The sequence below is a fragment of the Streptomyces sp. HB132 genome (assembly GCF_016909575.1).
Classification (GTDB): domain Bacteria; phylum Actinomycetota; class Actinomycetes; order Streptomycetales; family Streptomycetaceae; genus Streptomyces.
In genome coordinates, this window is sequence record NZ_JAFBGA010000017.1 from 125,369 (window position 1) to 150,810 (window position 25,442).

Below are 25,442 nucleotides of genomic sequence, written 5' to 3' on the forward strand. Positions count from 1 at the left end.
CGCCGGTGGTCACTGGGCAGGATTCGTGGAGCGTCGACCCCCAGGACCCAGGGCAGAGGGCCCGGAGCCGGGGTCGGGAAAGCGCGGAAAAGGGGCACGACCACATGGCCGCGCCCCTACTCGCACCGTCCGCGACGATTACTTGAGCCGGAGCCGGAGCCGGAGCCGGAGCCGGAGCCCCGAGCCGGAGCCCGTACGTGACGGCCCTGGCCCCGGCCCGGTCGGAGTCTTCACGCCGTCGCGGCCTCGACTCGTTCGTCAGCGGGCCTGGGGCCTGCCCACGAGCTCGCGCAGCACGTCCTCCATCGTGATCATGCCCGCCAGCCGGTCGTCCTCGTCGAGCACGGCAGCCAGGTGCGTCCGACTCCGGCGGAGTGCGGTCAGCACGTCATCCAGAGGCGTCGCCGCACGCACCCGGGCGATCGGTCGCAGAGCGGTCACCGGGAACGGCACATCGCGCGGAGCGGCGTCCAGGGCGTCCTTCACATGGAGGTACCCGATGATGCGGTGCTCGCTGTCCATCACGGGGAAGCGCGAGAAGCCGGACTCGTGCGAGAGCCGTTCCAGCTCCTCCGGGGTCGTGCCGACCCTGGTGTACAGAACCCGGTCGACCGGGAGGAGCACGTCCCGGACCGGCCGCCGGCCCAGTTCCAGCGCGTGGCGCAGACGGTCCGCCGAGCGGTCGTCGACGAGCCCGGAATCCTCGGCGTCCTTGACGAGGCGGGCGAGTTCGTCGTCGGAGAAGGTCGCGGAGACCTCGTCCTTCGTCTCCACCCGGAGCAGCTTGAGCAGGGCGTTGGCGAAGGCGTTGATCGCGAAGATCACCGGCTTCAGCGCCCTGGCCAGCGTCACCAGGGGCGGTCCGAGCAGCAGAGCGGTGCGGGCGGGCTCGGCCAGTGCGATGTTCTTCGGCACCATCTCGCCCAGCAGCATGTGCAGATACGTCGCCACGGTCAGCGCGATCACGAACGAGATCGGGTGGACCAGTCCGTGCGGTACCCCCACCGCGTCGAAGACGGGCTCCAGCAGGTGGGCGATGGCAGGCTCGGCGACGATACCCAGCACCAGCGTGCAGAGCGTGATGCCCAGCTGAGCCGCCGCCAGAAGCGCCGACACGTGTTCGAGGCCCCAGATGACGCTGCGGGCTCTGCGGTTCCCGGCCTCGGCCTCGGGCTCGATCTGACTGCGGCGTACGGAGATCAGAGCGAACTCCGCGCCGACGAAGAAGGCGTTGACCACCAGGGTCAGCAAGCCGATGAAGAGCTGGACGGCGATCATCGTTCGTCCACCTCCGGCTCGTCGTCACCGGGCAGGGGCGCGTGGAGCAGCGCGCGCGCGGCGCGGTGCCCCGAAGCGTCCACCACGTCGATCCGCCAACCCGTGAGCTCGACGGTGTCGCCGACCACCGGAATCCGGCCGACCTCCGTGGCGATCAGCCCGGCCAGTGTCTCGTACGGTCCGTCCGGCACCCGCAGTCCGATCGTGCGGAGCTGGTCCGTGCGGGCCGCTCCGTCCGCCGACCACAGCGTGCGGCCGTCAGCGTCCTCGCCCGCGGCCGCGAGGTCGGGGGTCTCGTGCGGGTCGTGCTCGTCCCGCACCTCGCCGACGACTTCCTCCACGATGTCCTCCAGCGTCACCACTCCCGCCGTGCCGCCGTACTCGTCGATGACGACGGCCATGGCCAGTTTCCCGGAGAGGCGGTCCAGCAGGCGGTCCACGGTCAGGGTCTCCGGCACGAGCAAGGGCTCGCGGAGCATGTCCGAGACCCGCTTACGGGGCCGCTGCTCCGCAGGAATGGCCAGTACGTCCTTGATGTGCGCGACGCCGACCACCGTGTCCAGGCTGCCCCGGTAGACGGGGAACCGGGAGAGGCCGGTCGCCCGGGTCGCGTTCGCGACGTCCTCGGCGGTCGCCTGTACCTCCAGGGCCGTGACCTGCACGCGGGGTGTCATCACGTTCTCCGCGGTCAGTTCGGACAGGTTGAGGGTGCGCACGAAGAGTTCCGCGGTGTCCGCCTCGAGAGCGCCCTCCTTCGCGGAGTGGCGTGCCAGGGCGACCAGCTCCTGCGGGCTGCGCGCCGAGGCCAGCTCCTCGGCCGGTTCGAGGCCGAAGCGTCGCACCATCCGGTTCGCGGTGTTGTTGAGATGGCTGATGAAGGGCCGGAAGACCGCCGTGAACGCGCGCTGCGGTGCCGCGACCGTGCGTGCGACCGCCAGGGGGGAGGAGATCGCCCAGTTCTTCGGGACGAGCTCACCCACCACCATCAGGACCACGGTGGACAGTGCGGTGCCGATCACGAGCGCCAGCGAGGAGGACACGCCGGGCGACAGCCCGGTCGCCTCCACAGGTCCCCGGATCAGCGCGGCGATGGACGGCTCGGAGAGCATGCCCACGACCAGGTTGGTGACGGTGATTCCGAGCTGAGCGCCGGAGAGCTGGTAGGTGAGGCTGCGTACGGCCTTGAGAGCTCCCGCCGCACCTCGGTCCCCTCGCTCGACGCTCCGTTCGAGCTCGCCACGTTCCACTGTGGTGAGAGAGAACTCGGCCGCCACGAACACGCCGCAGACGAGGGAGAGCAGGAGCGCCACGAGGAGCAGGAGCACTTCGGTCATCGGTTCACCTCCGTCCCATGGTCGGGCAGGGGCAGAGGGATCGCGCGATGTCGGCGGTATCGACTACTGGGGGGCTCGCCCATGGGCGGACGCTCACACCTTTCGAATGGGTCGGACGGTCGAGGATTCATAGTAAAGGATCGGCAAAAAGGCCCGTCCGGTGTGCGGTTCGTGGTTTGTCGCAAGTGTCCGGCGGACCCGGTCGCGTGTCAGAGAGACCTGACCCAGCGCCGCCAGTGGTCCTCGCGATGGTAGCCAGCCGCGCCCCATGCGTGGTGGGCCCGCTCGTTGGACTCCAGGACCATGGCGTCGATCCGCCGCCCGCCCAGGGCGAGGAATCTTCGCTCCGCGGCGTCCAGCAGCGCACGGGCGACGCCCTGTCGGCGATGCCCGGGGTGTACGGCGAGGCGGTACACGGAGCATCGCCATCCGTCGAAACCGGCTATGACGGACCCGACGACCACGTCGTCCCGCGCTGCGAGGAGGAGGGACTCGGGATCCCGTGCGATGAGCCGGGTCACCCCGTCGTGATCGTCGGTGATGCTCGTGCCCTCCGCCGCCTCACGCCAGAACCGCAGGACAGGATCGACGTCGGCGAGGGTCGCGCAGCGGATGCTGAGATCGGTCATGATTCGAGCCAACCAGAGTGTCCGGGGGGAAAGCGAGCGCTTACCGGTGCCGGGCGGAGGCAGTGGCGGATGGGCGGCGTAGTCGCCGCCTCGAACCGCGGCGTACCCACCCCGCCGTAACCGTTCGTCCCGCGCGAGGGGCCACAGCCGCACAGCCGAAGGCCGGCCCGCCCCGTGCAAGGGCAACCCAGCCACACAGCCGAAGGTCGTCCCGCCTGCTCGGGGCGCCCTCGCCGCACCGCGGAAGGCCGCTCACCACGGCGCCCGCAGGTTCCGGCCCGTTCCCCTTGCGAGCGCTAGCGCACTCGCGCTAGCGTGATGCCGTGCCCAAGACTCAGCTGAACGTCCGCGTGGACGAGGCCACCGCCGAGGCGGCGCGGCAGCGCGCCCTGCAGCGCGGGATGAGCGTGAACCGCTACATAGAGGAGCTCGTCAAACAGGATGCCGGCGAGGTGGGACACACCTTCGTCGAGGCCGCGGCCGACTTCATGAAGCAGTACGAGTCGGTGTTCGCCGAGGAGTTCGGCCCGGAGCGCGAAGGCACCCGTTGAACCTGCAGATCGACCTTTCCTGGCTGCTCATGGTCGCTGAGCACAAGACGCCCGGTGATCCGCAGGTCGTGGACTGGGGTGCACTCGTCGCCGCTGTGAGCCGGCACGAGGCGGAGATCTTCGGCAGCCCCGTCTACAGCGACCCGCACTCCCGGGCAGCCGCCATGCTGCAGCTGCTGCTCCATGTGCCCGCGCTCGAGCACTCCAACGCGATGTTCGCCTCGGCCGTCGCCTACGGCTACCTCGTCGCCTCAGGGCTGAAGGTCATCACTTCTCCCGAGCAGGTGCGCGATCTGGCCCGGCTCGTGAAGGAAGGCAAGGCCGACGTCCGGGCCATCGCCGACGAGCTGCGCCGGTGGAGTCTGTGACCGGATCTCCTCAGCCGGCCTCCGCCGAGCGGTCCACCACACCGGACCGGCGGGCCACGCCGAGCACGCACGGGGAACTCGGCAGCTGCACGCCCCGTTCCGGGATACGGAACCTGCGGTACAGCCCCAGCTCGAATCCGGCCTCCTCAATTGCCGCGACCGTGTCCCGCGCCGTGTGACAGCCCCCGAAGAGCAGCGGCCAGAGTGTGCGGTCCGCCGCACGCTGTGTCGTCGCCAGCGTCCGCCCCGGAGCCAGGGTGTGCTCGAGGAAGCGCAGTTCACCGCCCGGCCGCAGCACACGCTTGATCTCCGCCAGAGCCCGGGGCAGGTCCCTCACCGTGCACAGGACCAGCGAGGCGACGGCCGCGTCGAACGCCTCGCTCTTGACCGGTAGTGCCTCCGCCATGCCCGGCACCACGTCGACCGGCACGTCCGCGTGTCGCGCCGCACCGGACGCCAGCTGCCGCAGACTGCGCTCGGGCTCGATGGCCACCACTTCGGACACGGCTCCGGGGTAGTGCGCGAAGTTGAGACCGTTGCCCGCGCCGATCTCGATGACACGGCCGGAAAGGCCCGAGAGGAGTTCTTCGCGGCGCTCCGCCACACCTCCCTTGAGATCCGCGGTCACGCTCAGCCGGGCGTAGAACCGGGCGAATACCGGGTGGTGTACCGCGTCGCGGGGGACGGGTGTGCTGCGCCGACGCATGATCGGACCTCCTCGGAGGGCACGGGCACGTGGGTACGGCTCTCCTTCGATTCTCCCCCGTACGGGCCCGCTCAGCCGCTCATCCGGCGGGGCGTTTCCCGCCGAGTTCGGGTGACAGCCAACTCGCCGCCCGCGCCCGGAAGTCGGCCGGCGCCAACGCTCCCGCCCCGGCCGGGACCGCCCCGAGCAGTGGGGCGCCCGCCGCGACCGGGAGGTCGTCGATGTTGCACCGCGATGCCAGATCCGGCTCGGCCGGCATGCTGCCGACCACCACCCCGCGACACGCGAGTCCTCGCGTCCGCAGCGCCTCCGTCGTCAGCGCGGTGGAGTTGAGGGTCCCCAGGCCTGCCGGCGCCACCACGAGGACGGGTGCCGCCATCAGCCGCGCGGCGTCCGCGAGCGTGGACCCCTGCCCGTCGTAGCGGACGAGCAGCCCACCCGCCCCCTCGACCAGCACCAGGTCGTGCTCCGTCGCCAGCTTCTGGGCGGCTTCGGCGATCTCGTGCGGTCGTACGGGCGGGAGACCGGCTCGGCGCGCGGCTGTCCCGGGTGCCAACGGTTCCGGGAAGCGCGCCAGTTCGACCGCGGTGACATGAGCGCCCGCAAGGCGTGCCACCTCTGCGGCGTCTCCCGGCTCGCCCGGGGCGAGGCCGGTCTGCGCGGGCTTGAGGACCGCGACCCGCAGGTCCCGGGAGGCGGCCGCCACCGCCGCGGTCACGATCGTCTTGCCGATCTCGGTGCCCGTACCGGTGATCACGAGAATCTTCATCTCAGCCCTCCCTCGCCGCGGCGCACACGGCCCGGCAGATGCGCGCCACATCGTCGTCGCCCGTCACATAGGGCGGCATCGTGTAGACCAGATCACGGAACGGGCGCAGCCAAACGCCCTCGCGGACCGCGGCCCGTGTCGCGGCCTCCATGTCCACCTCGTGGTCGAGCTGCACCACCCCGATCGCGCCCAGCACCCGGACGTCGCGTACGCCGGGTACTTCGGCGGCCTCGGCCAGCCCCTGGCGCAGGCCCGTGCCGATCCGTTTCACCTCGAGTTCCCAGTCCTGGCCCAGCAGCAGATCCACGGATGCGCAGGCCACCGCCGATGCCAGCGGGTTACCCATGAACGTCGGCCCGTGCGCCAGCACAGGGACGTCTCCGCTCGAGATGCCCTCTGCGACCCGGGTGGTGCACAAGGTCGCCGCCAGTGTCAGATAGCCGCCGGTCAGCGCCTTGCCGACACACATGACGTCCGGGGACACACCGGCGTGCCCGGCTGCGAACAACTGTCCCGTGCGGCCGAACCCGGTCGCGATCTCGTCGAACACCAGCAGCACGTCGTTCGCGTCGCACGCCTCGCGGAGCACCCTCAGGTACGCGGGGGAGTGGAAGCGCATCCCGCCCGCACCCTGCACCACGGGTTCCACGATCACCGCTGCCAGTTCGTCGGCATGGGCGGCCACCAGCTCCCGCAGATGCCGCACGTAGGCGTCGTCCGGATCGGCGTCGAAACCGTCCGGTGGGGCGTCGGCGAAAATCTGCCGGGGGAGGGACCCCGACCACAGCTCGTGCATCCCTCCGTCGGGGTCGCACACCGACATGGGCTGCCAGGTGTCGCCGTGATAGCCACCGCGCCAGGTGAGAAGCCGGCGCTTGGCGGGCCGCCCGGCCGAACGCCAGTACTGCAGGCACATTTTCACCGCGACCTCGACGGAGACGGACCCCGAGTCGGCGAGGAAGACGTGCTGCAGAGGCTCCGGGGTGATCTCCACGAGCCGGGCCGCCAGCCGGACGGCGGGCTCGTGCGTGAGCCCGCCGAACATCACATGGCTCATCCGGTCCAGCTGGTCACGGGCGGCCTCGTTGAGCACCGGATGGTTGTAACCGTGCACCGCCGACCACCAGGACGACATGCCGTCCACCAACTCACTCCGGCCGTGAACGGGTTCGGCGAGCCGGAGACGCACCCCGGACGCGGACTCCACGACCAGCGGCTCCTGCCTGCCCGGCATCGGGCCGTAGGGGTGCCAGACGTGGGCCCGGTCCAGGGCGCGGAGTTCCGCGGGGCTGAGCTGATCAGGCATTGGGAGCGAGGTCCGTCCCGGCGCCTCGACGGCGGACCGACACCAGGTCCGTGCGGGCCGCAAGGGCCTCGGAAGGCTCCGGACCGCTTCCGGCAGGGTCGCCGCACGGAGCGCAACCGCCCTCGTGCGAACCGCAGCCGTCCCCGGCCGGCGCCCGGTGCCCGGGGAGCGTCGTCGTCGCCGCTCCCTCCACCTCGAAGCCGGCGTCCGCGATCATGTCGAGGTCGGTCTGTCCGGACTGGCCCTCGCTCGTCAGGTAGTCGCCCAGGAAGATGGAGTTGACCAGATGCAGGGCGAGCGGCTGCATCGAGCGCAGATGGACCTCGCGACCGCCCGCGAGCCGCACCTCGACGTCCGGGCACACGAACCTGACCATCGCCAGGATGCGCAGGCAGCGCTGCGGAGTGAGGTGCCAGTCCTTCGCCAGCGGGGTCCCCTCCATGGGGATCAGGAAGTTCACCGGCACGGAGTCGGGATCGAGCTCACGCAGCGAGAAGACGACGTCCACCAGGTCGGCGTCGGTCTCGCCCATCCCGGCGATCAGACCGGAGCACGCCGAAAGTCCGGCGGCCTGGGCCTGCTGCACGGTGTCCACCCTGTCGGCGTACGTGTGGGTGGTCGTGATGTCCCCGTACGTACCCTCGGAGGTGTTCAGGTTGTGGTTGTAGGCGTCCGCGCCGGCAGACCGCAGACGGTCGGCCTGACCCTCGGAGAGCAGACCGAGGCAGGCACACACCTCGACGTCCTCGTGCTGCTCCTTGATCGCCTCGATCGTCTGCGACACCCGGTCGACGTCACGGTCGGTGGGCCCCCGGCCGCTGGCCACGAGGCACACCCGTTTGGCGCCGCCCGCCACCCCCGCGGCTGCGGCCTTCTTCGCCTCGTCCGGTTTCAGCCAGGTGTACTTGAGGATCTCGGCCTTGGAGCCGAGCCGCTGCGAGCAGTACGAGCAGTCCTCGGGGCAGAGCCCTGACTTCAGATTGACCAGATAGTTCAGCTTGACGCGCCGGCCGAACCACTGGCGGCGCACCTTTCCGGCCGCGGCCACCACGTCGAGCAGTTCGTCGTCGGAGGTCGCCAGCACGGCGAGCGCTTCGTCACGGGTCGGCAGTTCGCGCCGCAGCCCCTTTTCCACCAGCGTGTTCAGCAGGTCCATGGCGTTGATCCTGACGCACAGCACCGCCATCGGCCAAGGAGGAACCGGACAATAGAGGCGTCCGATGCTGTGTGCATTGCCACACCCTGGCCTGTTGCGCACCCGGTTAGGGTCTGTGAGCTGCCTACAAAAAGGGACCCACCCATGTCCTACGCCCCGTTCGACTGGACCGACGACGAGGCCCGGCGCCGTGCCGGCGCCGGACTCGTCCGGACGCTGCGCCCCAGGGCCGCCGGGACGGAACTGCTGGACCTCGCGAGCAACGACTACCTGGGTCTGAGCCGTAACCCCGAGGTCACCGCTGCCGCGGCCGAGGCGGTACGGACGTGGGGCGCGGGCGCCACCGGATCGCGGCTCGTCACGGGAACCACCGCACTGCACGCCGAACTCGAGCGCGAACTCGCCGCGTTCTGCGGATTCGAAGCGGCCCTGGTGTTCTCCTCCGGCTACGCGGCGAACCTCGCCGCGCTCACGGCGCTCACCGGGCGCGACTCGCTGATCGTCTCCGACGCGGGCAACCACGCCTCGATCGTCGACGGCTGCCGGCTGTCCCGGGCCGGCATCACCGTCGTGCCGCACGCTGATCCCGACGCCTTCCGCGAAGCCCTCAAGGCGCACGGTGGACGGGCGCTGGCCGTGACCGACTCGGTCTTCTCGGTGGACGGCGACGCCGCACCGCTGGCCGGGCTCGCCCACGTCTGTCGCGACACGGGCGCAGCCCTCGTCGTGGACGACGCGCACGGGCTGGGTGTCCTGGGTGAGGGCGGGCGCGGAGCACTCGCGGCCGCAGGGCTCGCGGGCGGCGAGGGGGTCGTCGCCACGCTCACCCTCTCGAAGTCGCTCGGGAGTCAGGGCGGAGCGGTGCTCGGGCCCGCCCGGGTCATCCGCCATCTGGTCAACACGGCCCGTACGTTCATCTTCGACACCGGCCTCGCGCCCGCGGCCGTAGGGGCGGCTCTGGGGGCACTTCGCCTGCTGCGCCGAGAACCCGAACGCGCGTCGAGGGCACTTGCCGTAGCCGTCGAACTGCACCGCAGGCTGTCGGCGGCCGGACTCACAGCGGTGTACCCCGACGCCGCCGTCGTGTCGGTCCGTGCCCCCTCGGCGGAGTCGGCGGTCCGCTGGGCGGCCGACTGCCGCGCGGCGGGTCTCGCGGTGGGGTGTTTCCGGCCGCCGTCGGTTCCTGACGGGATCTCCAGGCTGAGGCTGACCGCCCGGGCCGACCTGACGCCAGGCCAGATCGAGCAGGCCGTGAGTACCGTCCTCGCGACGGCACCCCGGCCCGTCAGCTGACCGGGCTGCCGCCCAGTCCGGCGACGAAGGACGTCCAGGCCGTGGCCGAGAAGCGCAGCGGCGGAAGATCCGTGTCCTTGGAGTCGCGTACGGTGAGCCGGTCACGGCCGAGGGCCGCGGTTTCCACGCAGTTGTTCATCCCCGTGCTGCGGCTGCTGCGGCGCCACCTGGGCGTGGGCTGTGCGGGACGGTCGGACATGATGCCCCCTCGGGCGGTCGAAGTTCCGCCTGACCACCGCGACCTGCTGCGGCGATGAGGTCCAGCGAACGCTCCGGCGACAGCGCGTGAGCCTGCATCGTGCGGAAGGCCGAGCTGTACGCCTCGAGGTCTTCTCTCCGCTCCAGATAGAGACTACTCGTCAAATGGTCAAGAACGACCACATCCAGATCAGAAATGGTCGGAAAGGAGAAGATGACGAAGGGGCCTGTGAGGCCGATATAGCTACCGCTCTCGAACGGGAGCAACTGAAGCGTCACGTTGGTCAGTTGAGCGGCACGCTCCAGATGGCGCAGTTGCTCGGCCATGACCCGGGGGCCGCCGACCTCGCGCCGCAGGACCGCCTCGTCGAGCACGGCACTGAGCCGCAGCGGCCGGGACTTCTGGAGGACGCTCTGCCGGGCGAGCCGGACCTCCACCAGCGAATCGAGCTGTGCGGGAGGCAGACCGTCCAGCGAGGACCGGGTCACGGCTCGCGCGTAGTCGGCGGTCTGCAGCAGACCCGGGACCACCGAGGTCTCGAGCGTGCGGGCGGTATCCGCCTGCGACTCCAGGCTGATGAAGTCGCGGTACTGGGGCGGAATGAGCCCGCGGTAGGCATGCCACCACCCGCTGCCACCGCCACCGGCCGAGCCGGCGAGATCCTGGAGCAGCGAGCGCAACTGCCGGTCCTCGACCCCGTAGGCGTCCAGCAGCCGGGTCACGTCGCCGGGCGTCACCCCGCTCGCCCCCGTCTCGATCCGGCTCACCTTCGACTGGTGCCAGCCCAGCATCCCGGCGGCGTCCCGACTCGTGAGTCCCGAGGAGTGACGCAGGCCGCGCAACTCCTCCCCGAGCTTGCGGCGTCGTACCGCAGGGCCGTTCCGCATGGTGTCCTCCCGTCGTGCGGACCCGCCCGGCGGGTCCGGCTCGGAAAGGGGCCAGTGTTGCGCCCGGACACGGCTCAGGTGGCGCGGTTCACCGTAATGGGCGACAGATATATGCATATCTTGGTGGATCGCCGTCACGGAGGGCGGCATCGGTGGCAGTCTTGCGCGAAGCACGATCCAGGCCGGCCGCGGGCCGGTCAGGCGGGAAAGGGACGCTTCGCCATGGCAGACCAGCAGGAAGCAACCGTCACTCTGACGAGCGATCCGGCCTCGGTCTCCGCGGCCCGGAGATACGTGGCCCGGGTGCTCACCCAATGGGGTCTGGCCGAGGACGGCGACACCGCCGACGCCATCCGGCTGATCGTCTCCGAACTCGCCACGAACGCCGTCCAGCACACCTTCGGGCAGTCGCCCACCTTCACCGTGGACCTCCGGCTCGACCGGGACATGGAGTTCTACCTCGGTGTGACGGACAGTCACCCCCGCTGGCCCCAACGGCTTCCCGCCGCGGTCCGGCAGGACAACGGCCGCGGCATGGTGATCATCCGGGCCCTCACCAGGGAGCGCGGCGGACGCCTGAGCGTCAGCCCCACCCCGGACGGGGGCAAGACCGTGTCGATCGCCCTGCCCTGGCCGGTCCCCGCGCAGGCCTGACCGCGAGCCGCACGATCGGGGCGGGACCGGCGCTCCTACGCGCCGGAGACCCGGCCGAAGCCACTCCGCAGCAGAGCCGTCAGCGTCGTCGCCGCCGCGGTGTTCCTGTCCCCCCGGTGCACCACGGAGATCGTCCTGCGGAACGCGGGGGGTTCCAGGCGCCGGACGGCGAGGGGCGCGGGGGACATCGCGGCGACCATCTCCGGCACCACCGCCACCCCTAGGCCGGCACTGACCAGGGCGCACACCAGGGCGTAACCGGGCGACTCGCACACCACTGCCGGGGTGGCCCCTGCCTCGGCCAGCGCACGCTCCACCCCGCGCCGCGGCGGATGCTCAGGCGCACTGCTGATCAGCGGACGGCCCGCGAGTTCGGCCACGGGGAGAGGCCCGCTGCCGTCGGACAGCATCTGGCCGCGCGCGGTGACCAGTACCAGCTCCTCGACCAGCAGCGGTTCGTCCGAGAGTCCCGCGGGCAGGGGATCGGCCGCCGCGGGTTCGTACGCGTGGGTGAGCGCCAGGTCCACGTCCCCCGCGGCCACCGCGGCGACCCCGGCGGGCGGCTCGTAGTCCGTGACGGCCAGCTCCACGTCGGGGTGCGCGCGACGGAACGCGGTGAGCACCGGCGGCAGCAGATGGACCCCGGCCGTCACGAATGTGCCGACCCGCAGACGGCCGCCCGACAACCCCGTGAGCCGGGCCAGCTCGTGCCGTGCCTGATCCATCTCGTCCAGTACGCGTCTGGCGCGCCCGGCCAGCAGCTCACCGGCGGCTGTCAGCCGCGCTCCGCGGTGGTGGCGGACGAGGAGGGCTGCTCCGGCCTCCCGCTCGAGCTTCGCCAGCTGTTGCGAGAGCGCGGGGGCGGTGTAACCCAGTCGCGCTGCCGCCCGGGTGATCGAGCCGGCCTCGGACACCGCCACCAGGGCGGCCAGCCGCGTCGGGTCGTACATTAAGCGTTCCTTTTGGCAGACCCATGAGATTGCAAGTACATGCTAAAGGCAGGCAGCGTCCATGGTGGACCCATGGACGCACAACTGCTCGCTTTCGTCGCCGTGGCGGCGGGAATGGTCGCCCTGCCGGGCGCCGACTTCACCGTGGTCGTACGCAACGCGCTCGCATCCCGGACGTCCGGACTGGCCACCGCGGTGGGAGTGGCCGGCGGACTGCTGGTGCACACCGCGCTGGCCGTCGCCGGACTCGCCGCCGTGCTCGTGACGATGCCCGTCCTCTTCCGCACCGTCCAACTCCTCGGCGGCGCGTACGTCCTCTACCTCGGCCTCAGCGGCCTGCATGCGATGAGGCGGCGGACCACCACCGGAGCGGGTGCCGAGGAGGGCCCCGGGGTGGCGACGCCGTCGGGGCCCGGGCGCTCGTTGCGCCAGGGCTTCCTGACGAACGCGCTCAACCCGAAGGCGCCCGTGCTCTTCCTCAGCCTGCTGCCGCAGTTCGTCCCCGACGGCCGGCCACCTCTGCCCAGGACACTGCTGCTGGCATCGGTGGTCGTCCTGCTCGCGCTCGTCTGGTTCCCGGCAGTGGCCCTGCTGGTGGACCGGCTGGGCCGGTGGCTGCGCCGGCCGCGTACCGCCCGGGTGATCGAGGGCGGCAGCGGCACGGCGCTCACCGCGTTGGGGCTCCTGCTGGTGACGGGGCCCCTGCTGCGCTGAACCAGGGCGGAAGGCGTGTCAGCGGACCCTCCCGTACCAGACGTTGCCGGACCAGATCCTCTCCAGTCGGACCACGGCACCGGCCTTCGGCGAGTGCCAGATCCTCCCGCTGCCTGCGTAGATCCCTACGTGGTACACACTGCGGCCCGCATGGAAGAAGACCAGGTCGCCGCGTTTCCGCTGCGACCTGGAGATGTGGCGGGTCTTGTTGTACTGCTGCTGCGCCGTGCGGGGAAGTTTCTTGCCGGCCTTCTTGAACGAGTAGAGCGTGAGTCCGGAGCAGTCGAACCGGTTGGGGCCCGTGGCTCCCCAACTGTAGGGCGCACCCTTCTTCGAGGCGGCGATCTTCAGTGCCTTCGTCGAGTGGACGGCGGCCTCGGCGTCGTTCACGAGACCTGGGGCCAGCATGGTGGTGCCCACGGCGAATGTAAGGACCGAGGCCGTACCGACCCGGGCGAAAAGAGACGGGACATGAACCTGCGCAGTCATGCGCAACCCTTCGTCAGCCGCCTGTGAAGGATGACCTGTCGGGTTCGGGCTGGCGAAGTTGCCCGGCCGCGCGATGCGGCTTCACCCCGAGGGCCGTCCGGATCTCCGGCCGGCCCGTTGTGCTCGGGTCCTCCACTCCTGCCGATCCACTCCTGTCGACCAGGCATCCGGACGGCGGCAGGACTCGGCGTCCGCCCGGACCGCCCCGCCGCGGTGGCGGGGGCTTGTCGTCCCAGGGATCTTTACGCACGCACTGCCGGATTTCCTGGCTGGAGTGGCCATATGTGAGAGTCCCCACGGCTGATCCGATCGGGTGGACGCGGTCGGCCCGGAGTCGTCAGGGCGACACCTGACCAGCCGTGGACCAGCGGCGGAACGAACCGTTCCGCTCAGTGTCCGCGCTTGGTGCGCAAGTTGGGCCGTCCCTCGTGCGGGGGATCACCTACGCCGATCGAGCGAGTGAAACTCGTCGGCTGGTCGGGCGTGTCGTAAGACGGCGCCGAAGAGCCCACGCCGCAGGCGGGTCGGGCCCGCGGGAGCTCAACTCGACGGCGCGGGAGGCACGGAGACCCGCCCTGCTCGGCGCTCCCCGTCCAGCAGGCGCAGCGCCCTGGCCAGAGTGCCCGCGTGGATCTGCGACTCGCCCCGCTCGTGCATCGACACGAGTGAGTCGCGGAGGGCGGTGGCCCGGGATGCGAGGGCCTGGGCTGCCCGGAGCGCTCCGTACGTGTCGCTGCCGCGTGCCGGGTTGATGCGGCCGAGCTGGTCGAGCACTTCCAGGTAGCAGTCGATGAACTCGGCCTCGGCGCGGGTCAGTGCGGGAAGCGGCGGGAACTGGGGTGGGAGCATCGGGCGTTCACCTCGCGGGATGCGGCGGCTGGGACGGTGTGCGGTTCTCCACGACGTGGTCCACCAGCCCGAACGCCAGGGCGGCCGAGGCGTCGAGGACGGTGTCCCGTTCGATGTCGGCGCTGATCCGGCCCGCGGAACGACCCGTGTGACGGGCCAGCATGGCCGTGAGAAGCTCGCGTTCGCGCATCAACTCACGGGCCCGGATCTCGAGATCGGAGGGCCGGCCCTGCACCGGCTCGTCGAGAGCGGGTTGCTGGATGACTACCCGCGCTCCCGGCAGGGCATGTCGGCGTCCGGGCGCGCCGGCCGCGAGCAGGACCGCCGCGCCGGAACCCGCCTGGCCGAGGCAGAAGGTCTCGACCTCGCAGGCGACGTAGCGCATGGTGTCGTAGATCGCCGTCATGGCGTTGAAGGAGCCACCGGGCGAGTTGATGTAGAGGGAGATGGGCCGGTCGGGGTCCGTGTGCTCCAGGTGCATGAACTGCGCGACCAGGTCGGTGGCCGCGGTGTCGTCGACGGGTGTGCCGAGGAAGACGATCCGTTCGGACATCAGCTTCGAGTAGGGATCCATGCTCCGGGATCCGTAGGCGGTGCGTTCGGTGAACTCGGGCAGAACGTAGCGGGCGGCGGGACGGAACATGCTGATGCCTCTCCTCGGACTTCGGACTGCGCGGAATCGAAGTACGTCGAAAATGTACAGGACGTACAGGAGGTTAGAATGGGGTCATGGCCTACGAGATTCCGGTGACGCAAGCCCGGGCGGAGCTAGCCGATCTGATCAACCGCGTCGTCTACGGGGGTGAACGTGTGGTGGTGACGCGACACGGAAAGCCGCTGGTCGCTTTGGTTTCCGCCGCTGACCTGCAACGACTCGAGGACGCAGCGGCCGAGGGGACCGAGGCGCAAGAGGTTGCTGCCGAGGAGCAGATGATCAGCTCGGTTTCCACGTTCCGCTCGGTGCCGTCCGCTCCGGGCGAACGGCACCGCTTCGGCATCGCCGCGGAGCACCGCGGTCACGAGGAGCGGGACCACTGACACCGCCCGTCTGCGCGGAGCCGCCGTCCGGCGGCCCGGGGTTCTCCCAGCCTGCTCGATCGGGCAGGCACGGCCCGGCGGTGGATGGTTGCGGCAGTGGATGTGCCGTGATCCCGTATCCGTGGGTGAGTTCCACCGGCTGCATTCGGGCGCGGCGCGGATTCCGTCGGTCCGGGTCCGGGTGCGGGCAGCGGCGGAGCCGGCGGCTGCACGCGCGCGTATCGACGGTCAGCGGGCGCGAGTTCAGCCCTGGGTCAGCGGGCGGACCGTGAGTGTCTGCTCGGCGTGACCGACGGGTCCGTCGACGTCGTGCAGGACGCTGCTGGTGAGCCCGTGCCCCGTCGGGCCGAAGGTGACGGTGGTGTCCAGGCCGGTCCACGGACCGTTGGGCCGACGGTGCAGATGGATGGTCAGGTCGAGGTTCGGGAACATCCAGGCGGTGGGGTCCTGCTGGACCGCGATGCCGTTCGCGGTGTCCACGAGCGCGATGTACGAGGCGAGGGCGCTGCTCGGCTCACCCGCGACAAGGTCGACGCGTGCCGACACCCACGCCGTCGTGCGGCCCTTGCGCTGCGGGGGTACGCGGCGGACGTCGATGAAGGAGATGTAGCCACCGTCCCATTCCTTGTCCATCGGGCGCGGACGACCGGGCGGCCATGGATGATCACGACGGCTTCGACGAGTTCGATGGTCCGGCCGGGGCGGAGGGTCTCTGTTTCGGTCGGCTTGGACTTCCCGATCTCCTTGATCTCGCGGCGCTCGGGCAGGGTGAAGGTCTTCGGCCGACCGCCGGAGTACTTCGGATGCAACGAGTCGAAGCCGTCGGCGTTGAAGGTGTGGATCACGTCCCGCACCCGGTCATCGATGGTGAACGACACCTCGGCGATCTTGGCCGCCGGCATGCCCTGGGCGGACAGCAGCACCATCTGGGCCCGCCGCCAGGTCACCACCGACCCGGTACCGCGGCGGATGACCCGCAACAGCGGTCGCCCCTCGTCATCGCCGATCTCCCGCACGCGCGCACGTCCGCTCACGTGATCATTCTGTCGGCCTGTCCCGGGCCGGGCGGCGCAGCGCGACGCCGGGCTCCTACGATTGCAGTCATGGCACGCTTTGAGGATGTGCAGGCCGCCTTCTGGAAGCTTCGCAGCAGTTACGGAGTGCACCAGCCGCTGACTGATGAGGCCGTGCGCAAAGCCGAGCGACTGCTCGGTGTCACTCTCCCCATTTCGCTCCTTGACCTGCTGCGCGGTCAGAACGGGGGAGAGTCCGCAGCCGACCGGGGCGCCTTCCCGACAGACCGCCCGACTTCCTGGAGTACCGATCACATCCCCTTCGACCACTTGATGGGCATCGGCGAAGACGAACGCACAGTCTCTCTGCTGGACAGTCCGTACCTGACGAACGAATGGGGACTGCCCGGGCCTGCCGTGCTTCTCTCAGGCGACGGGCACTACTGGATTGCGCTCGACTACCGGGCATCCGGCCGACACGGGGAACCATCGGTGACGTGGTTCGACGCCGACTGCAACGAAGAGCTGGCCCTCGCCACGGACTTCCGATCCTTCGTCGAAGGTCTCACCTCCACCAGTGACTTCGACAGCGAAGACGTACCCGACTGACGTCTGACCGTGGAAGGCATTGCCCATCGGTGACACGCCACCAATTGAGACGTCCCAGCAGGGCGAACGTTGCCTGATGCGGCATTAGCGGCCGTTCCGGCCCATGGGAGCGTTGAGCGGCTGGTTCGGGTTCCCGGCTGCAACCGGCAGACACCTGAGGGAATCCGGCGGTGCCGTCGATCGGCACTCTGCAATGCTTCCCGGCACTGCAAGCGCGGTCGCAGTTCAGGGCCGAGTGGTTAGGGTGCCCCTGATGTCGGATGTCCTGCTGTACCGCGAAGTCACGTGACCCGGTCTCGTCGTTCTGCCGGCGCAGCATCAGATCACGCTGGGGGGACGAATTCGGATGCTGTCAACTCTGGTCGGTGCCTCAATCCTGTTCTTCGGGGGCTCGCTTCTCGGGAACTTCTGGAACCTTGCAGGGGGACTTCTTGAACGCGTCTCCGATTTCGTGGACCCCCGGAGCGGCCACCGTGAACACCGTCAGAGCATCCGGCGTGTTCGTTGTCCTCATCGGGATGATCTGGATGGCATCGGGCCTACGAGAGATCTTCTGGTGAGTCTGCGGTAGCACATGAGGTCGCAGGCGATGCTCGTGAAGGCGAGGAAGCGCTCGGCTTTGCGCTCGTAGTGTCGGCGGCGGCCGGCGAGCCAGGACATGGTGCGTTCGATGGTCCACCGGTGGCGCCCAAGTCGCTGTGATGGCTCGATTCCTTTGCGTGCGATGCGTTGCCGAGTGCCGCGCCGACGTAGCCATTGCCGCAGGTGGGAGTAGTCGTACCCCTTGTCGGTGTGGAGCCTTTCGGGCTTGCGGCGGCGCGGCCCTCGGCGGGAGCGGATCGGCGGTATCCCTTGCACGAGAGGGAGGGCCTGGCTGTCGTGCAGGTTCGCCGCTGATATTGCGACGGAGAGGGGCAGACCGGTTCGCTCGGACGTAGATGATGGCTGCGAACACCGCCTCATCATCGATGTTCGCGACCCCGCCACCCTGCGGGCGCACCCGAGCCGGAGGCAGCAACGGCCTTGCTGTCTCTCACAGTCCGTCCGGAACGATTCATCTCCGCCGTCCACTCCGGTGCAACTGCCAACTGACCATGCAGGACAGAGTCTGAGACACAGTTCTCTTGCTGGTCATGTGACGGAGGCTGTTACGGGCCGCCGAACGGTGGGCGGCGAGGCGACCCGGTCAGCTCGCCTGATCGGTGACTTCGTGGAGGTACTGCATGGCGAGCTTCTCTGCGTGGCGGCGGCGTTCGATCGCCGCTCCTGTGTCGTCGAGCCACCGCCGGTAGAGCTCGATGCCGGCGAGGAGTGCCCGACCGGCCTCGTGCCGGTCGTAACCGCACAGGGTTGTCCGAAGGTCGCGCGCCTCATCCGGTGCGATCGATTCGAGGTGGCGTACGCCGCGAGGTGATGCACCCACTCGTATGGTGGCCAGGGGGCCCAGCACGGCCTCGCGCAGGTAGCTGAGAAAGCTGATGACCTCGAACAGTTCACCGCGGCCGAGTTTCGTCGCACCGTAATGCACCCAGATCCAGAACCTGTCCTCGATCCACTGGAGGTCGGGCGACGGGGTTGTCGGCGGTTGCTCCGCGAGCGAGGTGGCCAGGACGGCGTCTCGGTCCCACAGGATGTCCAGGTCCTCGACGCGCTCGACGAAGTCGAAGGCCCGCACGAACTTGAAGTCGACATGGAGCAGGGGCGGCCCGACAAGCGTGATGATCAGGCGTGGTTCGCCGACGTGTTCCCCGGTGAACCCGGCCACCAGCGGGGCCCATTGGCCGATCAGCGTGAGACGCTCCTCCATGACCGCATCGAATGCCTCGTCGTCGATGACCACGACCAGATCGACATCGGAGTAGATGTCGGGGTGTCCACCCGCAATCGATCCCGCAACGGCAACACCGGTCACTCGAGGATCCTGCTGGATCCGGGGAAGCACGTCGTCGAGGAACCGGCTGTGCAGGGCGGGGACGTCCATGGCATTCCTTCCGATCGGAACAAAGTTTTGCAACGTACCACGCCGTCGGCCGCACTCACATCGAAATAACGGCCGCAAAGCCGACGGAATCGGAGACGGATTCCTCGCGGACGGATGACGGGGCCGATCGGAAGGGAGGCCCGCACGTGCGGTCCACTCCCTCAGGAGTGGGGCATCCGTTGGGTGATCCCGTTCTTCTCGATCGTCGTGGACGCCGTGGAGCGTGCTCGCCGGGCGACAGCTCGGCGTTGGGAGCTGGAACTTCTAGTCGGGCTCGAGGACCGGCAACAGTGTGCGGCCTCCGGTCTCAGGGGATGATCACGACCTTGCCGCGGATACGGCCGGCTTCGCTGAGGCGGTGGACGTCCGCGAGGTCAGTCAGCGGATGTGATGCGCTGATGTCGAGTGCGACCGTCCCCGCGTCGACGAGTTCCACGAGCGCCGTCAGGTGCGCTACATCGTTGCGGGCGACCATGTGCATCGCCCGCACCCCCGCGTCAGCAGGCGGTTCGACAGGGGTTGCGATAGATACGATCCGCCCGCCCGGCCGTACCGCAGCTGCCAGAGCAGCGGCATCACGCGAAGTCAGGGGAACGAGATTGAGCAGAGTGTCCACGGGGTCGTCGAGCGCGTCGGCGACCGGCCCGGCGGTGTAGTCGATCACGTGGTCCGCCCCATGCCGCCGGACAGCCTGGTCGCTGCGGGCGCCGGCCGTGGCAATCACCTCGGCTCCAGCGTGCTTGGCGAGCTGCGTCACGAAGCCGCCGACCCCGCCCCCCGCGCCGTTGACCAGCACGCGCTGGCCGGCAACAACTTTCCCGTGCTCGAACACCTCCTGCCAAGCCGTCAGTCCCGCCACTGGCAGGGCGGCGGCGCGCGTGAGAGGAACGAAGGCCGGTGCCGGAACCAGCAGTGCACCCGGCGCCCGAACGTAATCGGCGGCCGCGCCCGCGCCTTCCAGCCGCCCGACGACCCGGTCGCCGACGGTGAACCCCTCGGTGCCTGGGCCGATCTCGGCGACCGTACCGGCGACGTCCCAGCCCAGCGTGAAGGAGAGATCGACGGGAAGGAACGCCTGCAGCAGGCCGGCGCGCAACGCGGCCTCGGTGGGGTTGAACGAAGTCGCCGCGACGCGGACGAGAACTTCACCGGAGCAGGGACGTGGCCGAGGAACGTCGTCGTAGCGGATCACGGACGCATCGCCGAACGCGTGGATACGCGCGGTCTTCATCTTCATGCCGTGAACCTACGGGCCGCACACCGGGACGATCCATGCGCCAGGCTGTCCTGTTCATGCGCGTGCGTCTCATGCGTACGCTCGACCCATGGATGTGCTCAGCGACGTGATCACTGTGGCGCGAACCGGCCGACCCCGGTCTGCGCACGTGCGATGGCATGCGCCCTGGTGACAGCAGTTCGCGTCCGTACCGGGGTCGGCGGGCTTCCAGGTCATCCTGGAGGGCCGCTGCTGGCTCCTGTGCCCCGGCGCCGATCCGGTCGAACTGGGTGCGGGCGATGTGCTGTTCCTGCCGCACGGCACCGGGCACACCTTGGCGGACGACCCGGCAACCGCGATCGCAGCCGCTGCTTGTAGCCCCGACGACGCCGAGGTACCAGGGCCCCACGCATCGGACAGCGTCGACCGGTTCGGTCAGGGCGGTGCCATCACCGTGGTGCTCTGTGGCGCCTACCAGCTCGACCCGTCGCGAGGCCACCCCTTGCTGCTGACCCTGCCGAACGTGATCCACCTGCCGGCCGATCCGGCCCGCCACCCCGAACTGCATGCCGCCGTGCAGCTCCTGGCCTCCGAGGTGGGCAACCCGCGCCCGGGCATCAGCGCAACCGCGCCCGCGCTTCTGGACACCCTCCTGATGTACATCCTGCGTATCTGGCTTGCCGAACACCCCACTCGCGACGGCAACGGCTGGGCTGCGGCACTCAACGACCCGCCGATCACCGCAGCCCTCCACGCAGTCCACCGAGATCCGGCAGCGCCGTGGACCGTGGCGAAACTCGCCGCGGAAGCCGGCCTCTCCCGCGCGACATTCGCCAGGCGCTTCACCTCGATGGCCGGTCAACCGCCCCTCGGCTACCTGACCTGGTGGCGACTGACCATGGCAGCCCGCCTTCTACGGGAGACGGAAGCGACCTTGAGATCGATCGCAGCCCAAGTCGGATACACCTTCGAGTTCGCCTTCGCCAACGCGTTCAAGCGCACGTACGGGCTGGCCCCCGGCACGTACCGGCGGAGAGGATGATTCGGCTACGAGGACGCTGAGCGCGTTCACATGCACGCGACCGGGCACCTCCAGGTGTACGCCAACACGACAGTGGGGAGCGGCACGGGGTCTCGGGCGGCAGGTTCCCTATCCAGAGGCCCGTCGGCTCGTCCAACCCGGCACGACAAGGGCGGGACCCCGAACGACTGCCGGACCGCGCTCCACGGGGCTCGCCGGTGCCCGCGGCGTCCGGCGGGAGCTGTTCCTCCCGGCCGTGCGGGCCGGGTGGACGTCGAGGGGGAGCGGGGGAGTGCAGCAGTTCCACGCCGCCTACCGGGCGAAGACGGTGCTGGCCAGGGCGACGTGGACGGCGGTGCCGCCGAGGATGCTGAGCAGCGCGTTGCGGCGCCACAGGTGCAGGCCGATCGTGACGGCCAGGGCCACGAGCGGAGCCAGGGCCCGGGGATGAGACGCGGGCAGGTCGCGCAGGCAGTAGACGACCAGGATGATCATGACACCGGCCGGAATTCGGGTACTGAGGTGCTGGACGGTGCTGCTGGCACGCAGAGGTGCGAGCGCGGCGAAGGGCAGGGCGCGCAATGCCCAGGTGACGGCGGCGGAGACCATGATCGCCGCGATGGCGTAGCGGGTGTCAGGCATGGCGGGGCCTCCTGCCGGTCGCGAGGTGACGGGCCACGAGCCCTGCGGTGAACAGGGCGAAAGCAGCCGGGAGCATCTGGTCGGGGAAGAGTGCCCGGGCGGCCAGGGCGCTGAGGAGCGCGAGCACAGGGGTGGGAAGGTCGCCGCGCAGTTCCCGCAGCGCGTCGAGGGCGAGGACGGTGAACAGGGCGGTCAGGGCGAAGTCCAGGCCGGTGACGCCGTCGGGGATGAGCGAGCCGAGCAGGGCGCCGGCGGTCGCACCGCCGACCCAGTACAGGTGCAGGAAGAACTGCAGCGAAAGGATGCGCCGACCGGACCAGGAGCGGGCCTCCTCGGCAGCGGTCATGGCGTACGCCTCGTCGCAGAGCGCGAAGGTGCTGTACGTCCGGCCGAGGCGTCCCCTCACGCGGTGCAGGGGGAACGACAAGGCGTAGAACACGTGCCGGACGTTCACCATGAAGGACGCCAGCGCGATCGTCGCGAGTGGGGCCGCCGCGGTGACCATTCCGATGAGCAGGAACTCGAACGATCCGCCGAAGACGACCGCGGCAGACAGGACCGCCCACCACGGGTCGAGGCCGGACCGCACGGCCAGCGCTCCGAACGCAAGGCCGAGCGGGACGAACCCCAGGCCCGCCGACAGGGAGCCCGTGAAGGCGTTCCGCGCGTCGCGGGGCGGCCGGGGTCCGGAGGTGGAGGCGGGGGCGGGCCGGTACCGGCCGCCGAGAGCGGCCGAAGTTATTCGCATGCGGATATTTTAGAAAGAATCGGGCCGCACATGGTTGCGAATAATGACCGTACGATCGCGCTATGGGCAATGAAGTAAGCATGGATGCGCTTGATCGAGAAATTTTGTTCCACCTGCGTCAGGACGGGCGACTGACCAACGTCGAGCTGGCCAAACGGGTCGGCCTGACTCCGCCCCCGTGCCTGCGTCGGGTCAAGCGCCTGGAAGAAGCCGGCGTCATCACCGGCTACCGGGCCGTCATCGACCCGGAAGCCCTGGGGCGCGGGCTGGAGGTCCTCGTCGACGTCGAGATCTACGCCCAGGACCGCAAGAGCTTCGAGGAGTTCGAGTCCACGGTGGCCTCCTACGAAGAGGTCATCGAGTTCCGCCGCATGTACGGGCGCCCCGACTACTTCATCCGCGTCGCGGTCGCCGACCACGCCGCCTACGAAGCTTTCCTCACCGGCAAGTTGAGCGGCCTGCCCGCCGTGTTGCGACTCGAATCCCATCTCACCATGAAGAAGATCGCGGCGGATGACTGACCCGCGCGCCATCCGCCTCTCGGCAGCCGGGCCGATGAGCTCGTCCATGGTCACGGACATGGCCGTCACCTTCGGCGGCTGCACGCATCGCCCCGACCGCTGCGGTTGAGCAGCCGGGCCCATCGGACATCCCCGGCCACCCGGTCTCACGACGACGGGCGATGCCGTCCTCACGCCTGTCGTCCATCGAGCGGTGACGACAGGCGTGACGGACCCCGAAGAGCCCGGACACCATGGCCTGACGTCGCCGATCCGAGCGGGGCGCATGGCGACATCTGACAGGATGTGCCGGTCGCGAGGTTTCCTCGCGACCGGTCTCGCCCGCGCCGGGCTGGGCCGTCGGCTCAGCCCGTGAGCGCTGGTTCACGATGGTGACCTGGGGCCTCTGTCGTGTCGGCCGCGTCCGGCTTCCGGCGGCCGCCGATCACCACGGCGACCAGGCCCAGTGCTGCCCACGCCGCCAAGGCCGGCGCGGCCGTGCCCACGGCGGCACCGTCGAAGAAGGCGACCGACCTCAGCAACGAGCCGCCCGCGCCCGGCGGGAGCAACTGGCCGATCGCACCTACCGGTTCGGGGAGCATCTCGGGTGCGCTCGTGACACCCGAGAAGGAATTGCCGAGCAGGACCATCAGCAGCGCGCCCACGCCGATGCCTCTGGTGCCGAGCAGCGCCGCGAGTCCTCCTACGGCCGAGGCCATGGCCAGCACGGTGAGGCCGATGACGCCCGCTTCGGTCAACCAGTCACCCGTGACCACGCCCAGCCAGCTGTGCGCGACCGCTGTGGCGACGACCCCCACGAGCCCGGAGGCGCCGACAAGGGTCAAGACCGCCCTGGTGCCCCGCAGCTTCATGACGGTCACCATGGCCCCGGCGGCGACGCCGGCCAGAGACAGCGGAAGGATGCTCGCACCGAGGGCGGCGCCACGCGGATCCGGCCCCGGTGCCGCGACGACGTCGGTGACGGGCAGCGCGGTCCCGGTGGGAGCCGCGCCCTTGGCCGCCTCGGTCAGCAACTGGGCGGCGACAGGACTCGCCGCCGAGGCGGTGAGCAGTTGCGGCCCCTTCTCGGTGACCACGAAGGCGCCGTATACGGCCCGGTCCTCGATCGCCTCGCGCGCAGAGGCCGTGTCGTCGTAGCGGTGGATCTCGAAGGCGCCCCCGCGCTGTTCGAGCTGCTTCCGCATCTGATCGGCGGCGGGTGCGGCACCCGCGATGCCCACGGGAAGGTCGCGCGGGGCGATCCGGGCAGCGGGCCACGAGAAGGCCCAGAGGCTGATCGTCACGATCAGGGGGACGAGGAGGATGACCGCGACCGCGCGGCGGTTCGGCGCAGCAGGCATGACGACTGCCTCAATTCAAAGAGAAGGATCGTTCGTTTTACTTGCGGGCCACTGTCCCGCCGGCGTCCGGGCTTGTCAAGAAGGAACGTTCGTTTTACATTGTGGTCATGGCACGCGTATCCCAGGAACACCTCGATGCCCGCCGTCGGCAGATCCTCGCCGGTGCCGCGCGCTGCTTCGCCCGCAACGGTTTCCACGGCACATCGATGCAGGGCGTGCTGAAGGAGGTGGGGCTGTCCGCGGGCGCCGTCTACCGCTACTTCGCGGGCAAGGAGGACCTGATCGCGGCCATCGCCGACGACGCCTTCCTCAGCATCCGCCGGGCGTTCGCGGAGGCTGCCGAGCTCTCCCCGCCGCCCACCCCCGACGTGTTGCTGGGCAGGGTGCTGCGCGGGGTCTTCGAGGGGCAGGTGTACGGGATGGAGCGTCGCACGTGTGCCGCGCTCATTGTCCAGGTGTGGGCCGAGACGATGCGTGACGACCGGCTTGCGAAGACGCTCGAGGACGGTTACGCGGGAATGCGGGTGGCCTGGGCGAAGCTGGTGGATGCCTACCGGGCGGCCGGGATCATGCACTCCGACGTGCCGGCCGATGACGTCGCCCGCACCCTGATCGCCACCGCGCAGGGTTTCCTCGCGCAGGAGGCGCTGTTCGGCGGAGCCGAGCCCCGTGTCCTGGAGAACGGGCTGCGCGGACTGATGTCCATCGATACGCAAAAGATCAGTTAACGCGCCGGAAAAACTTCCGCCCTAACGTGCAATACCTGGCCGCGGAACCCTCTTCAGCCTTCAACGGAGTGTTGAAGGCGGGATAGGGTCCCGCTGCGTCCGGGGCAGGTACCGGGCGGAAGACGAAGAGGGTGGAAGCGTGCAACTGACTCCGCACGAACAGGAACGCCTGCTCATCCATGTGGCTGCCGATGTCGCGGAGAAGCGCAGGGCGCGTGGACTGCGGCTGAATCACCCCGAGGCGGTCGCGCTGATCACCTCCCACCTCCTCGAGGGTGCCCGCGACGGTCGGACCGTGGCCGAACTGATGGCCTCCGGCAGGAAGGTCCTCACCCGCGACGACGTCATGGACGGCATCCCGGAGATGATCCACGACGTCCAGGTCGAGGCCACCTTCCCGGACGGAACCAAGCTGGTCACCGTCCACGAACCGATCGTCTGACGGGGGAGCGG

The 25,442-nt window shown here is 69.7% G+C and carries 29 protein-coding genes, 4 pseudogenes and 1 riboswitch; of the genes and pseudogenes, 12 read left to right on the forward strand and 21 right to left on the reverse strand.

Features of this window, described 5'->3' with window-relative positions; genetic code table 11:
- Positions 1–258: 258 nt before the first annotated feature.
- From JOC24_RS28305 to JOC24_RS28315, 3 genes are all read right to left on the reverse strand, one after another.
- Positions 259–1,278 (reverse strand): hemolysin family protein, encoded by a 1,020-nt coding sequence (locus tag JOC24_RS28305; RefSeq protein WP_205023248.1) that lies wholly within the window; start codon positions 1,276–1,278, stop codon positions 259–261.
- Positions 1,275–2,612: a hemolysin family protein gene (locus tag JOC24_RS28310; RefSeq protein ID WP_205023249.1), complete on the reverse strand. Its 1,338-nt coding sequence runs from the start codon at positions 2,610–2,612 to the stop codon at positions 1,275–1,277. The genes JOC24_RS28305 and JOC24_RS28310 overlap by 4 nt, the downstream gene beginning before the upstream one ends.
- Before the next feature lie 209 nt (positions 2,613–2,821).
- Positions 2,822–3,241, reverse strand: a complete 420-nt coding sequence (locus JOC24_RS28315; protein ID WP_205023250.1) for a GNAT family N-acetyltransferase — start codon at positions 3,239–3,241, stop codon at positions 2,822–2,824.
- Positions 3,242–3,564: 323 nt separating this feature from the next.
- Here JOC24_RS28315 and JOC24_RS28320 point away from each other — a divergent pair, with 323 nt between their 5' ends.
- Together JOC24_RS28320 and JOC24_RS28325 are read left to right on the forward strand one after the other, a co-directional pair.
- Positions 3,565–3,792 carry a hypothetical protein gene (locus tag JOC24_RS28320; protein ID WP_014157595.1) on the forward strand — a complete coding sequence of 76 codons (228 nt, stop codon included), beginning with the start codon at positions 3,565–3,567 and terminating at the stop codon, positions 3,790–3,792.
- Positions 3,789–4,160 carry a hypothetical protein gene (locus JOC24_RS28325; RefSeq protein WP_031094113.1) on the forward strand — a complete coding sequence of 124 codons (372 nt, stop codon included), beginning with the start codon at positions 3,789–3,791 and terminating at the stop codon, positions 4,158–4,160. The genes JOC24_RS28320 and JOC24_RS28325 overlap by 4 nt, the downstream gene beginning before the upstream one ends.
- Before the next feature lie 10 nt (positions 4,161–4,170).
- Here JOC24_RS28325 and JOC24_RS28330 read toward each other — a convergent pair whose 3' ends face one another.
- The 4 genes from JOC24_RS28330 to bioB form a co-directional block, all read right to left on the reverse strand.
- A complete protein-coding gene (locus JOC24_RS28330) occupies positions 4,171–4,866 on the reverse strand; it encodes a class I SAM-dependent methyltransferase (RefSeq protein ID WP_205023251.1) in 696 nt (231 codons plus the stop codon).
- 79 nt (positions 4,867–4,945) lie between these two features.
- Positions 4,946–5,635: a dethiobiotin synthase gene (bioD, locus tag JOC24_RS28335; protein WP_205023252.1), complete on the reverse strand. Its 690-nt coding sequence runs from the start codon at positions 5,633–5,635 to the stop codon at positions 4,946–4,948.
- 1 nt (position 5,636) lies between these two features.
- A complete protein-coding gene (locus JOC24_RS28340) occupies positions 5,637–6,941 on the reverse strand; it encodes an adenosylmethionine--8-amino-7-oxononanoate transaminase (protein WP_205023253.1) in 1,305 nt (434 codons plus the stop codon).
- Positions 6,934–8,097: a biotin synthase BioB gene (bioB, locus tag JOC24_RS28345; protein WP_205023254.1), complete on the reverse strand. Its 1,164-nt coding sequence runs from the start codon at positions 8,095–8,097 to the stop codon at positions 6,934–6,936. The genes JOC24_RS28340 and bioB overlap by 8 nt, the downstream gene beginning before the upstream one ends.
- 144 nt (positions 8,098–8,241) lie before the next feature.
- Here bioB and JOC24_RS28350 point away from each other — a divergent pair, with 144 nt between their 5' ends.
- Positions 8,242–9,390 (forward strand): 8-amino-7-oxononanoate synthase, encoded by a 1,149-nt coding sequence (locus JOC24_RS28350; RefSeq protein ID WP_205023255.1) that lies wholly within the window; start codon positions 8,242–8,244, stop codon positions 9,388–9,390.
- On the opposite strand, the gene JOC24_RS28355 is transcribed toward JOC24_RS28350, so the two are convergent.
- Both JOC24_RS28355 and JOC24_RS28360 read right to left on the reverse strand, forming a co-directional pair.
- Entirely contained in the window at positions 9,383–9,589 is a 207-nt protein-coding gene (locus tag JOC24_RS28355; RefSeq protein WP_205023256.1) for a DUF397 domain-containing protein, read from the reverse strand. The two genes, JOC24_RS28350 and JOC24_RS28355, sit on opposite strands and share 8 nt — an antisense overlap.
- Positions 9,526–10,476, reverse strand: a complete 951-nt coding sequence (locus tag JOC24_RS28360; protein WP_205023257.1) for a helix-turn-helix domain-containing protein — start codon at positions 10,474–10,476, stop codon at positions 9,526–9,528. The genes JOC24_RS28355 and JOC24_RS28360 overlap by 64 nt, the downstream gene beginning before the upstream one ends.
- A gap of 222 nt (positions 10,477–10,698) precedes the next feature.
- Between JOC24_RS28360 and JOC24_RS28365 the strand changes: the two genes are divergently transcribed.
- Complete coding sequence (locus JOC24_RS28365) at positions 10,699–11,130, forward strand: ATP-binding protein (RefSeq protein WP_205023258.1); 432 nt, start codon at positions 10,699–10,701, stop codon at positions 11,128–11,130.
- Positions 11,131–11,165: 35 nt separating this feature from the next.
- Here JOC24_RS28365 and JOC24_RS28370 read toward each other — a convergent pair whose 3' ends face one another.
- Positions 11,166–12,080, reverse strand: coding sequence for a LysR family transcriptional regulator (locus tag JOC24_RS28370; RefSeq protein ID WP_205023259.1), 915 nt, complete (start codon positions 12,078–12,080; stop codon positions 11,166–11,168).
- 72 nt (positions 12,081–12,152) lie between these two features.
- On the opposite strand from JOC24_RS28370, the gene JOC24_RS28375 reads away from it, so the two are divergent.
- Positions 12,153–12,794, forward strand: coding sequence for a LysE family translocator (locus tag JOC24_RS28375; RefSeq protein WP_205023260.1), 642 nt, complete (start codon positions 12,153–12,155; stop codon positions 12,792–12,794).
- An 18-nt stretch (positions 12,795–12,812) separates the two neighbouring features.
- Here the strand turns inward: JOC24_RS28375 and JOC24_RS28380 are convergent, their stop codons facing one another.
- The 3 genes from JOC24_RS28380 to JOC24_RS28390 all read right to left on the reverse strand — a co-directional run bounded on the left by JOC24_RS28380 (position 12,813) and on the right by JOC24_RS28390 (position 14,775).
- Entirely contained in the window at positions 12,813–13,283 is a 471-nt protein-coding gene (locus tag JOC24_RS28380; protein WP_205023261.1) for a C40 family peptidase, read from the reverse strand.
- A 28-nt stretch (positions 13,284–13,311) separates the two neighbouring features.
- Positions 13,312–13,390: riboswitch (cyclic di-AMP (ydaO/yuaA leader) on the reverse strand.
- 433 nt (positions 13,391–13,823) lie between these two features.
- Positions 13,824–14,132, reverse strand: coding sequence for a hypothetical protein (locus JOC24_RS28385; protein WP_205023262.1), 309 nt, complete (start codon positions 14,130–14,132; stop codon positions 13,824–13,826).
- A 7-nt stretch (positions 14,133–14,139) separates the two neighbouring features.
- On the reverse strand, positions 14,140–14,775 hold the full coding sequence (locus JOC24_RS28390) for an ATP-dependent Clp protease proteolytic subunit (protein WP_205023263.1): 636 nt from the start codon (positions 14,773–14,775) through the stop codon (positions 14,140–14,142).
- Between the two features lie 86 nt (positions 14,776–14,861).
- Between JOC24_RS28390 and JOC24_RS28395 the strand changes: the two genes are divergently transcribed.
- Complete coding sequence (locus JOC24_RS28395) at positions 14,862–15,170, forward strand: type II toxin-antitoxin system Phd/YefM family antitoxin (RefSeq protein WP_205023264.1); 309 nt, start codon at positions 14,862–14,864, stop codon at positions 15,168–15,170.
- 243 nt (positions 15,171–15,413) lie between these two features.
- Here JOC24_RS28395 and JOC24_RS28400 read toward each other — a convergent pair.
- Together JOC24_RS28400 and JOC24_RS34070 are read right to left on the reverse strand one after the other, a co-directional pair.
- Positions 15,414–15,883, reverse strand: a pseudogene (locus JOC24_RS28400) (thioesterase family protein); the annotation flags it as partial.
- A gap of 3 nt (positions 15,884–15,886) precedes the next feature.
- Positions 15,887–16,204: pseudogene (locus JOC24_RS34070) on the reverse strand (helix-turn-helix domain-containing protein); the annotation flags it as partial.
- A 69-nt stretch (positions 16,205–16,273) separates the two neighbouring features.
- Between JOC24_RS34070 and JOC24_RS28405 the strand changes: the two are divergent.
- Positions 16,274–16,792 (forward strand): SMI1/KNR4 family protein, encoded by a 519-nt coding sequence (locus JOC24_RS28405; RefSeq protein ID WP_205023292.1) that lies wholly within the window; start codon positions 16,274–16,276, stop codon positions 16,790–16,792.
- A gap of 510 nt (positions 16,793–17,302) precedes the next feature.
- On the opposite strand, the pseudogene JOC24_RS28410 reads toward JOC24_RS28405, so the two are convergent.
- From JOC24_RS28410 to JOC24_RS28420, 3 genes and pseudogenes are all read right to left on the reverse strand, one after another.
- A pseudogene (locus tag JOC24_RS28410) lies at positions 17,303–17,722 on the reverse strand (transposase); the annotation flags it as partial.
- A gap of 256 nt (positions 17,723–17,978) precedes the next feature.
- Positions 17,979–18,773, reverse strand: a complete 795-nt coding sequence (locus JOC24_RS28415) for a nucleotidyltransferase domain-containing protein (RefSeq protein WP_205023265.1) — start codon at positions 18,771–18,773, stop codon at positions 17,979–17,981.
- A 307-nt stretch (positions 18,774–19,080) separates the two neighbouring features.
- Positions 19,081–20,010: an NADP-dependent oxidoreductase gene (locus JOC24_RS28420; protein WP_205023266.1), complete on the reverse strand. Its 930-nt coding sequence runs from the start codon at positions 20,008–20,010 to the stop codon at positions 19,081–19,083.
- A gap of 199 nt (positions 20,011–20,209) precedes the next feature.
- On the opposite strand from JOC24_RS28420, the pseudogene JOC24_RS34075 reads away from it, so the two are divergent.
- A pseudogene (locus JOC24_RS34075) lies at positions 20,210–20,659 on the forward strand (cupin domain-containing protein); the annotation flags it as partial.
- Complete coding sequence (locus tag JOC24_RS34080; protein ID WP_307792769.1) at positions 20,645–21,031, forward strand: helix-turn-helix transcriptional regulator; 387 nt, start codon at positions 20,645–20,647, stop codon at positions 21,029–21,031. The pseudogene JOC24_RS34075 and the gene JOC24_RS34080, both read left to right, overlap by 15 nt.
- A gap of 291 nt (positions 21,032–21,322) precedes the next feature.
- Here JOC24_RS34080 and JOC24_RS28430 read toward each other — a convergent pair whose 3' ends face one another.
- Both JOC24_RS28430 and JOC24_RS28435 read right to left on the reverse strand, forming a co-directional pair.
- Positions 21,323–21,652: a branched-chain amino acid transporter permease gene (locus JOC24_RS28430; RefSeq protein ID WP_205023267.1), complete on the reverse strand. Its 330-nt coding sequence runs from the start codon at positions 21,650–21,652 to the stop codon at positions 21,323–21,325.
- A complete protein-coding gene (locus JOC24_RS28435) occupies positions 21,645–22,400 on the reverse strand; it encodes an AzlC family ABC transporter permease (protein WP_205023268.1) in 756 nt (251 codons plus the stop codon). Before JOC24_RS28435 ends, JOC24_RS28430 begins: the two co-directional genes overlap by 8 nt.
- 62 nt (positions 22,401–22,462) lie before the next feature.
- On the opposite strand from JOC24_RS28435, the gene JOC24_RS28440 reads away from it, so the two are divergent.
- Positions 22,463–22,921: an Lrp/AsnC family transcriptional regulator gene (locus JOC24_RS28440; protein WP_239581104.1), complete on the forward strand. Its 459-nt coding sequence runs from the start codon at positions 22,463–22,465 to the stop codon at positions 22,919–22,921.
- A 344-nt stretch (positions 22,922–23,265) separates the two neighbouring features.
- On the opposite strand, the gene JOC24_RS28445 is transcribed toward JOC24_RS28440, so the two are convergent.
- Positions 23,266–24,261 carry an ABC transporter permease gene (locus JOC24_RS28445; protein ID WP_205023269.1) on the reverse strand — a complete coding sequence of 332 codons (996 nt, stop codon included), beginning with the start codon at positions 24,259–24,261 and terminating at the stop codon, positions 23,266–23,268.
- A 107-nt stretch (positions 24,262–24,368) separates the two neighbouring features.
- Between JOC24_RS28445 and JOC24_RS28450 the strand changes: the two genes are divergently transcribed.
- Positions 24,369–24,989 carry a TetR/AcrR family transcriptional regulator gene (locus tag JOC24_RS28450; protein WP_205023270.1) on the forward strand — a complete coding sequence of 207 codons (621 nt, stop codon included), beginning with the start codon at positions 24,369–24,371 and terminating at the stop codon, positions 24,987–24,989.
- Between the two features lie 139 nt (positions 24,990–25,128).
- A complete protein-coding gene (locus JOC24_RS28455) occupies positions 25,129–25,431 on the forward strand; it encodes an urease subunit gamma (RefSeq protein WP_124278315.1) in 303 nt (100 codons plus the stop codon).
- Positions 25,432–25,442 lie beyond the last annotated feature (11 nt).

Bases quoted from the DNA above. Each gene is read 5' to 3' on its own strand.
- JOC24_RS28355 (WP_205023256.1), bottom strand. From the start codon at position 9,589: ATGTCCGACCGTCCCGCACAGCCCACGCCCAGGTGGCGCCGCAGCAGC.
- JOC24_RS28435 (WP_205023268.1), bottom strand. From the start codon at position 22,400: ATGCGAATAACTTCGGCCGCTCTCGGCGGCCGGTACCGGCCCGCCCCC.
- JOC24_RS28395 (WP_205023264.1), top strand. From the start codon at position 14,862: ATGGCCTACGAGATTCCGGTGACGCAAGCCCGGGCGGAGCTAGCCGAT.
- JOC24_RS28415 (WP_205023265.1), bottom strand. From the start codon at position 18,773: ATGGACGTCCCCGCCCTGCACAGCCGGTTCCTCGACGACGTGCTTCCC.
- JOC24_RS28375 (WP_205023260.1), top strand. From the start codon at position 12,153: ATGGACGCACAACTGCTCGCTTTCGTCGCCGTGGCGGCGGGAATGGTC.
- JOC24_RS28370 (WP_205023259.1), bottom strand. From the start codon at position 12,080: ATGTACGACCCGACGCGGCTGGCCGCCCTGGTGGCGGTGTCCGAGGCC.
- bioB (WP_205023254.1), bottom strand. From the start codon at position 8,097: ATGGACCTGCTGAACACGCTGGTGGAAAAGGGGCTGCGGCGCGAACTG.
- JOC24_RS28340 (WP_205023253.1), bottom strand. From the start codon at position 6,941: ATGCCTGATCAGCTCAGCCCCGCGGAACTCCGCGCCCTGGACCGGGCC.
- JOC24_RS28445 (WP_205023269.1), bottom strand. From the start codon at position 24,261: ATGCCTGCTGCGCCGAACCGCCGCGCGGTCGCGGTCATCCTCCTCGTC.
- JOC24_RS28380 (WP_205023261.1), bottom strand. From the start codon at position 13,283: ATGACTGCGCAGGTTCATGTCCCGTCTCTTTTCGCCCGGGTCGGTACG.
- JOC24_RS28450 (WP_205023270.1), top strand. From the start codon at position 24,369: ATGGCACGCGTATCCCAGGAACACCTCGATGCCCGCCGTCGGCAGATC.
- JOC24_RS28350 (WP_205023255.1), top strand. From the start codon at position 8,242: ATGTCCTACGCCCCGTTCGACTGGACCGACGACGAGGCCCGGCGCCGT.
- JOC24_RS28405 (WP_205023292.1), top strand. From the start codon at position 16,274: ATGGCACGCTTTGAGGATGTGCAGGCCGCCTTCTGGAAGCTTCGCAGC.
- JOC24_RS28390 (WP_205023263.1), bottom strand. From the start codon at position 14,775: ATGTTCCGTCCCGCCGCCCGCTACGTTCTGCCCGAGTTCACCGAACGC.
- JOC24_RS28420 (WP_205023266.1), bottom strand. From the start codon at position 20,010: ATGAAGATGAAGACCGCGCGTATCCACGCGTTCGGCGATGCGTCCGTG.
- JOC24_RS28310 (WP_205023249.1), bottom strand. From the start codon at position 2,612: ATGACCGAAGTGCTCCTGCTCCTCGTGGCGCTCCTGCTCTCCCTCGTC.
- JOC24_RS28315 (WP_205023250.1), bottom strand. From the start codon at position 3,241: ATGACCGATCTCAGCATCCGCTGCGCGACCCTCGCCGACGTCGATCCT.
- JOC24_RS28330 (WP_205023251.1), bottom strand. From the start codon at position 4,866: ATGCGTCGGCGCAGCACACCCGTCCCCCGCGACGCGGTACACCACCCG.
- JOC24_RS28360 (WP_205023257.1), bottom strand. From the start codon at position 10,476: ATGCGGAACGGCCCTGCGGTACGACGCCGCAAGCTCGGGGAGGAGTTG.
- JOC24_RS28385 (WP_205023262.1), bottom strand. From the start codon at position 14,132: ATGCTCCCACCCCAGTTCCCGCCGCTTCCCGCACTGACCCGCGCCGAG.
- bioD (WP_205023252.1), bottom strand. From the start codon at position 5,635: ATGAAGATTCTCGTGATCACCGGTACGGGCACCGAGATCGGCAAGACG.
- JOC24_RS28440 (WP_239581104.1), top strand. From the start codon at position 22,463: ATGGGCAATGAAGTAAGCATGGATGCGCTTGATCGAGAAATTTTGTTC.
- JOC24_RS28430 (WP_205023267.1), bottom strand. From the start codon at position 21,652: ATGCCTGACACCCGCTACGCCATCGCGGCGATCATGGTCTCCGCCGCC.
- JOC24_RS28305 (WP_205023248.1), bottom strand. From the start codon at position 1,278: ATGATCGCCGTCCAGCTCTTCATCGGCTTGCTGACCCTGGTGGTCAAC.
- JOC24_RS34080 (WP_307792769.1), top strand. From the start codon at position 20,645: ATGTACATCCTGCGTATCTGGCTTGCCGAACACCCCACTCGCGACGGC.
- JOC24_RS28365 (WP_205023258.1), top strand. From the start codon at position 10,699: ATGGCAGACCAGCAGGAAGCAACCGTCACTCTGACGAGCGATCCGGCC.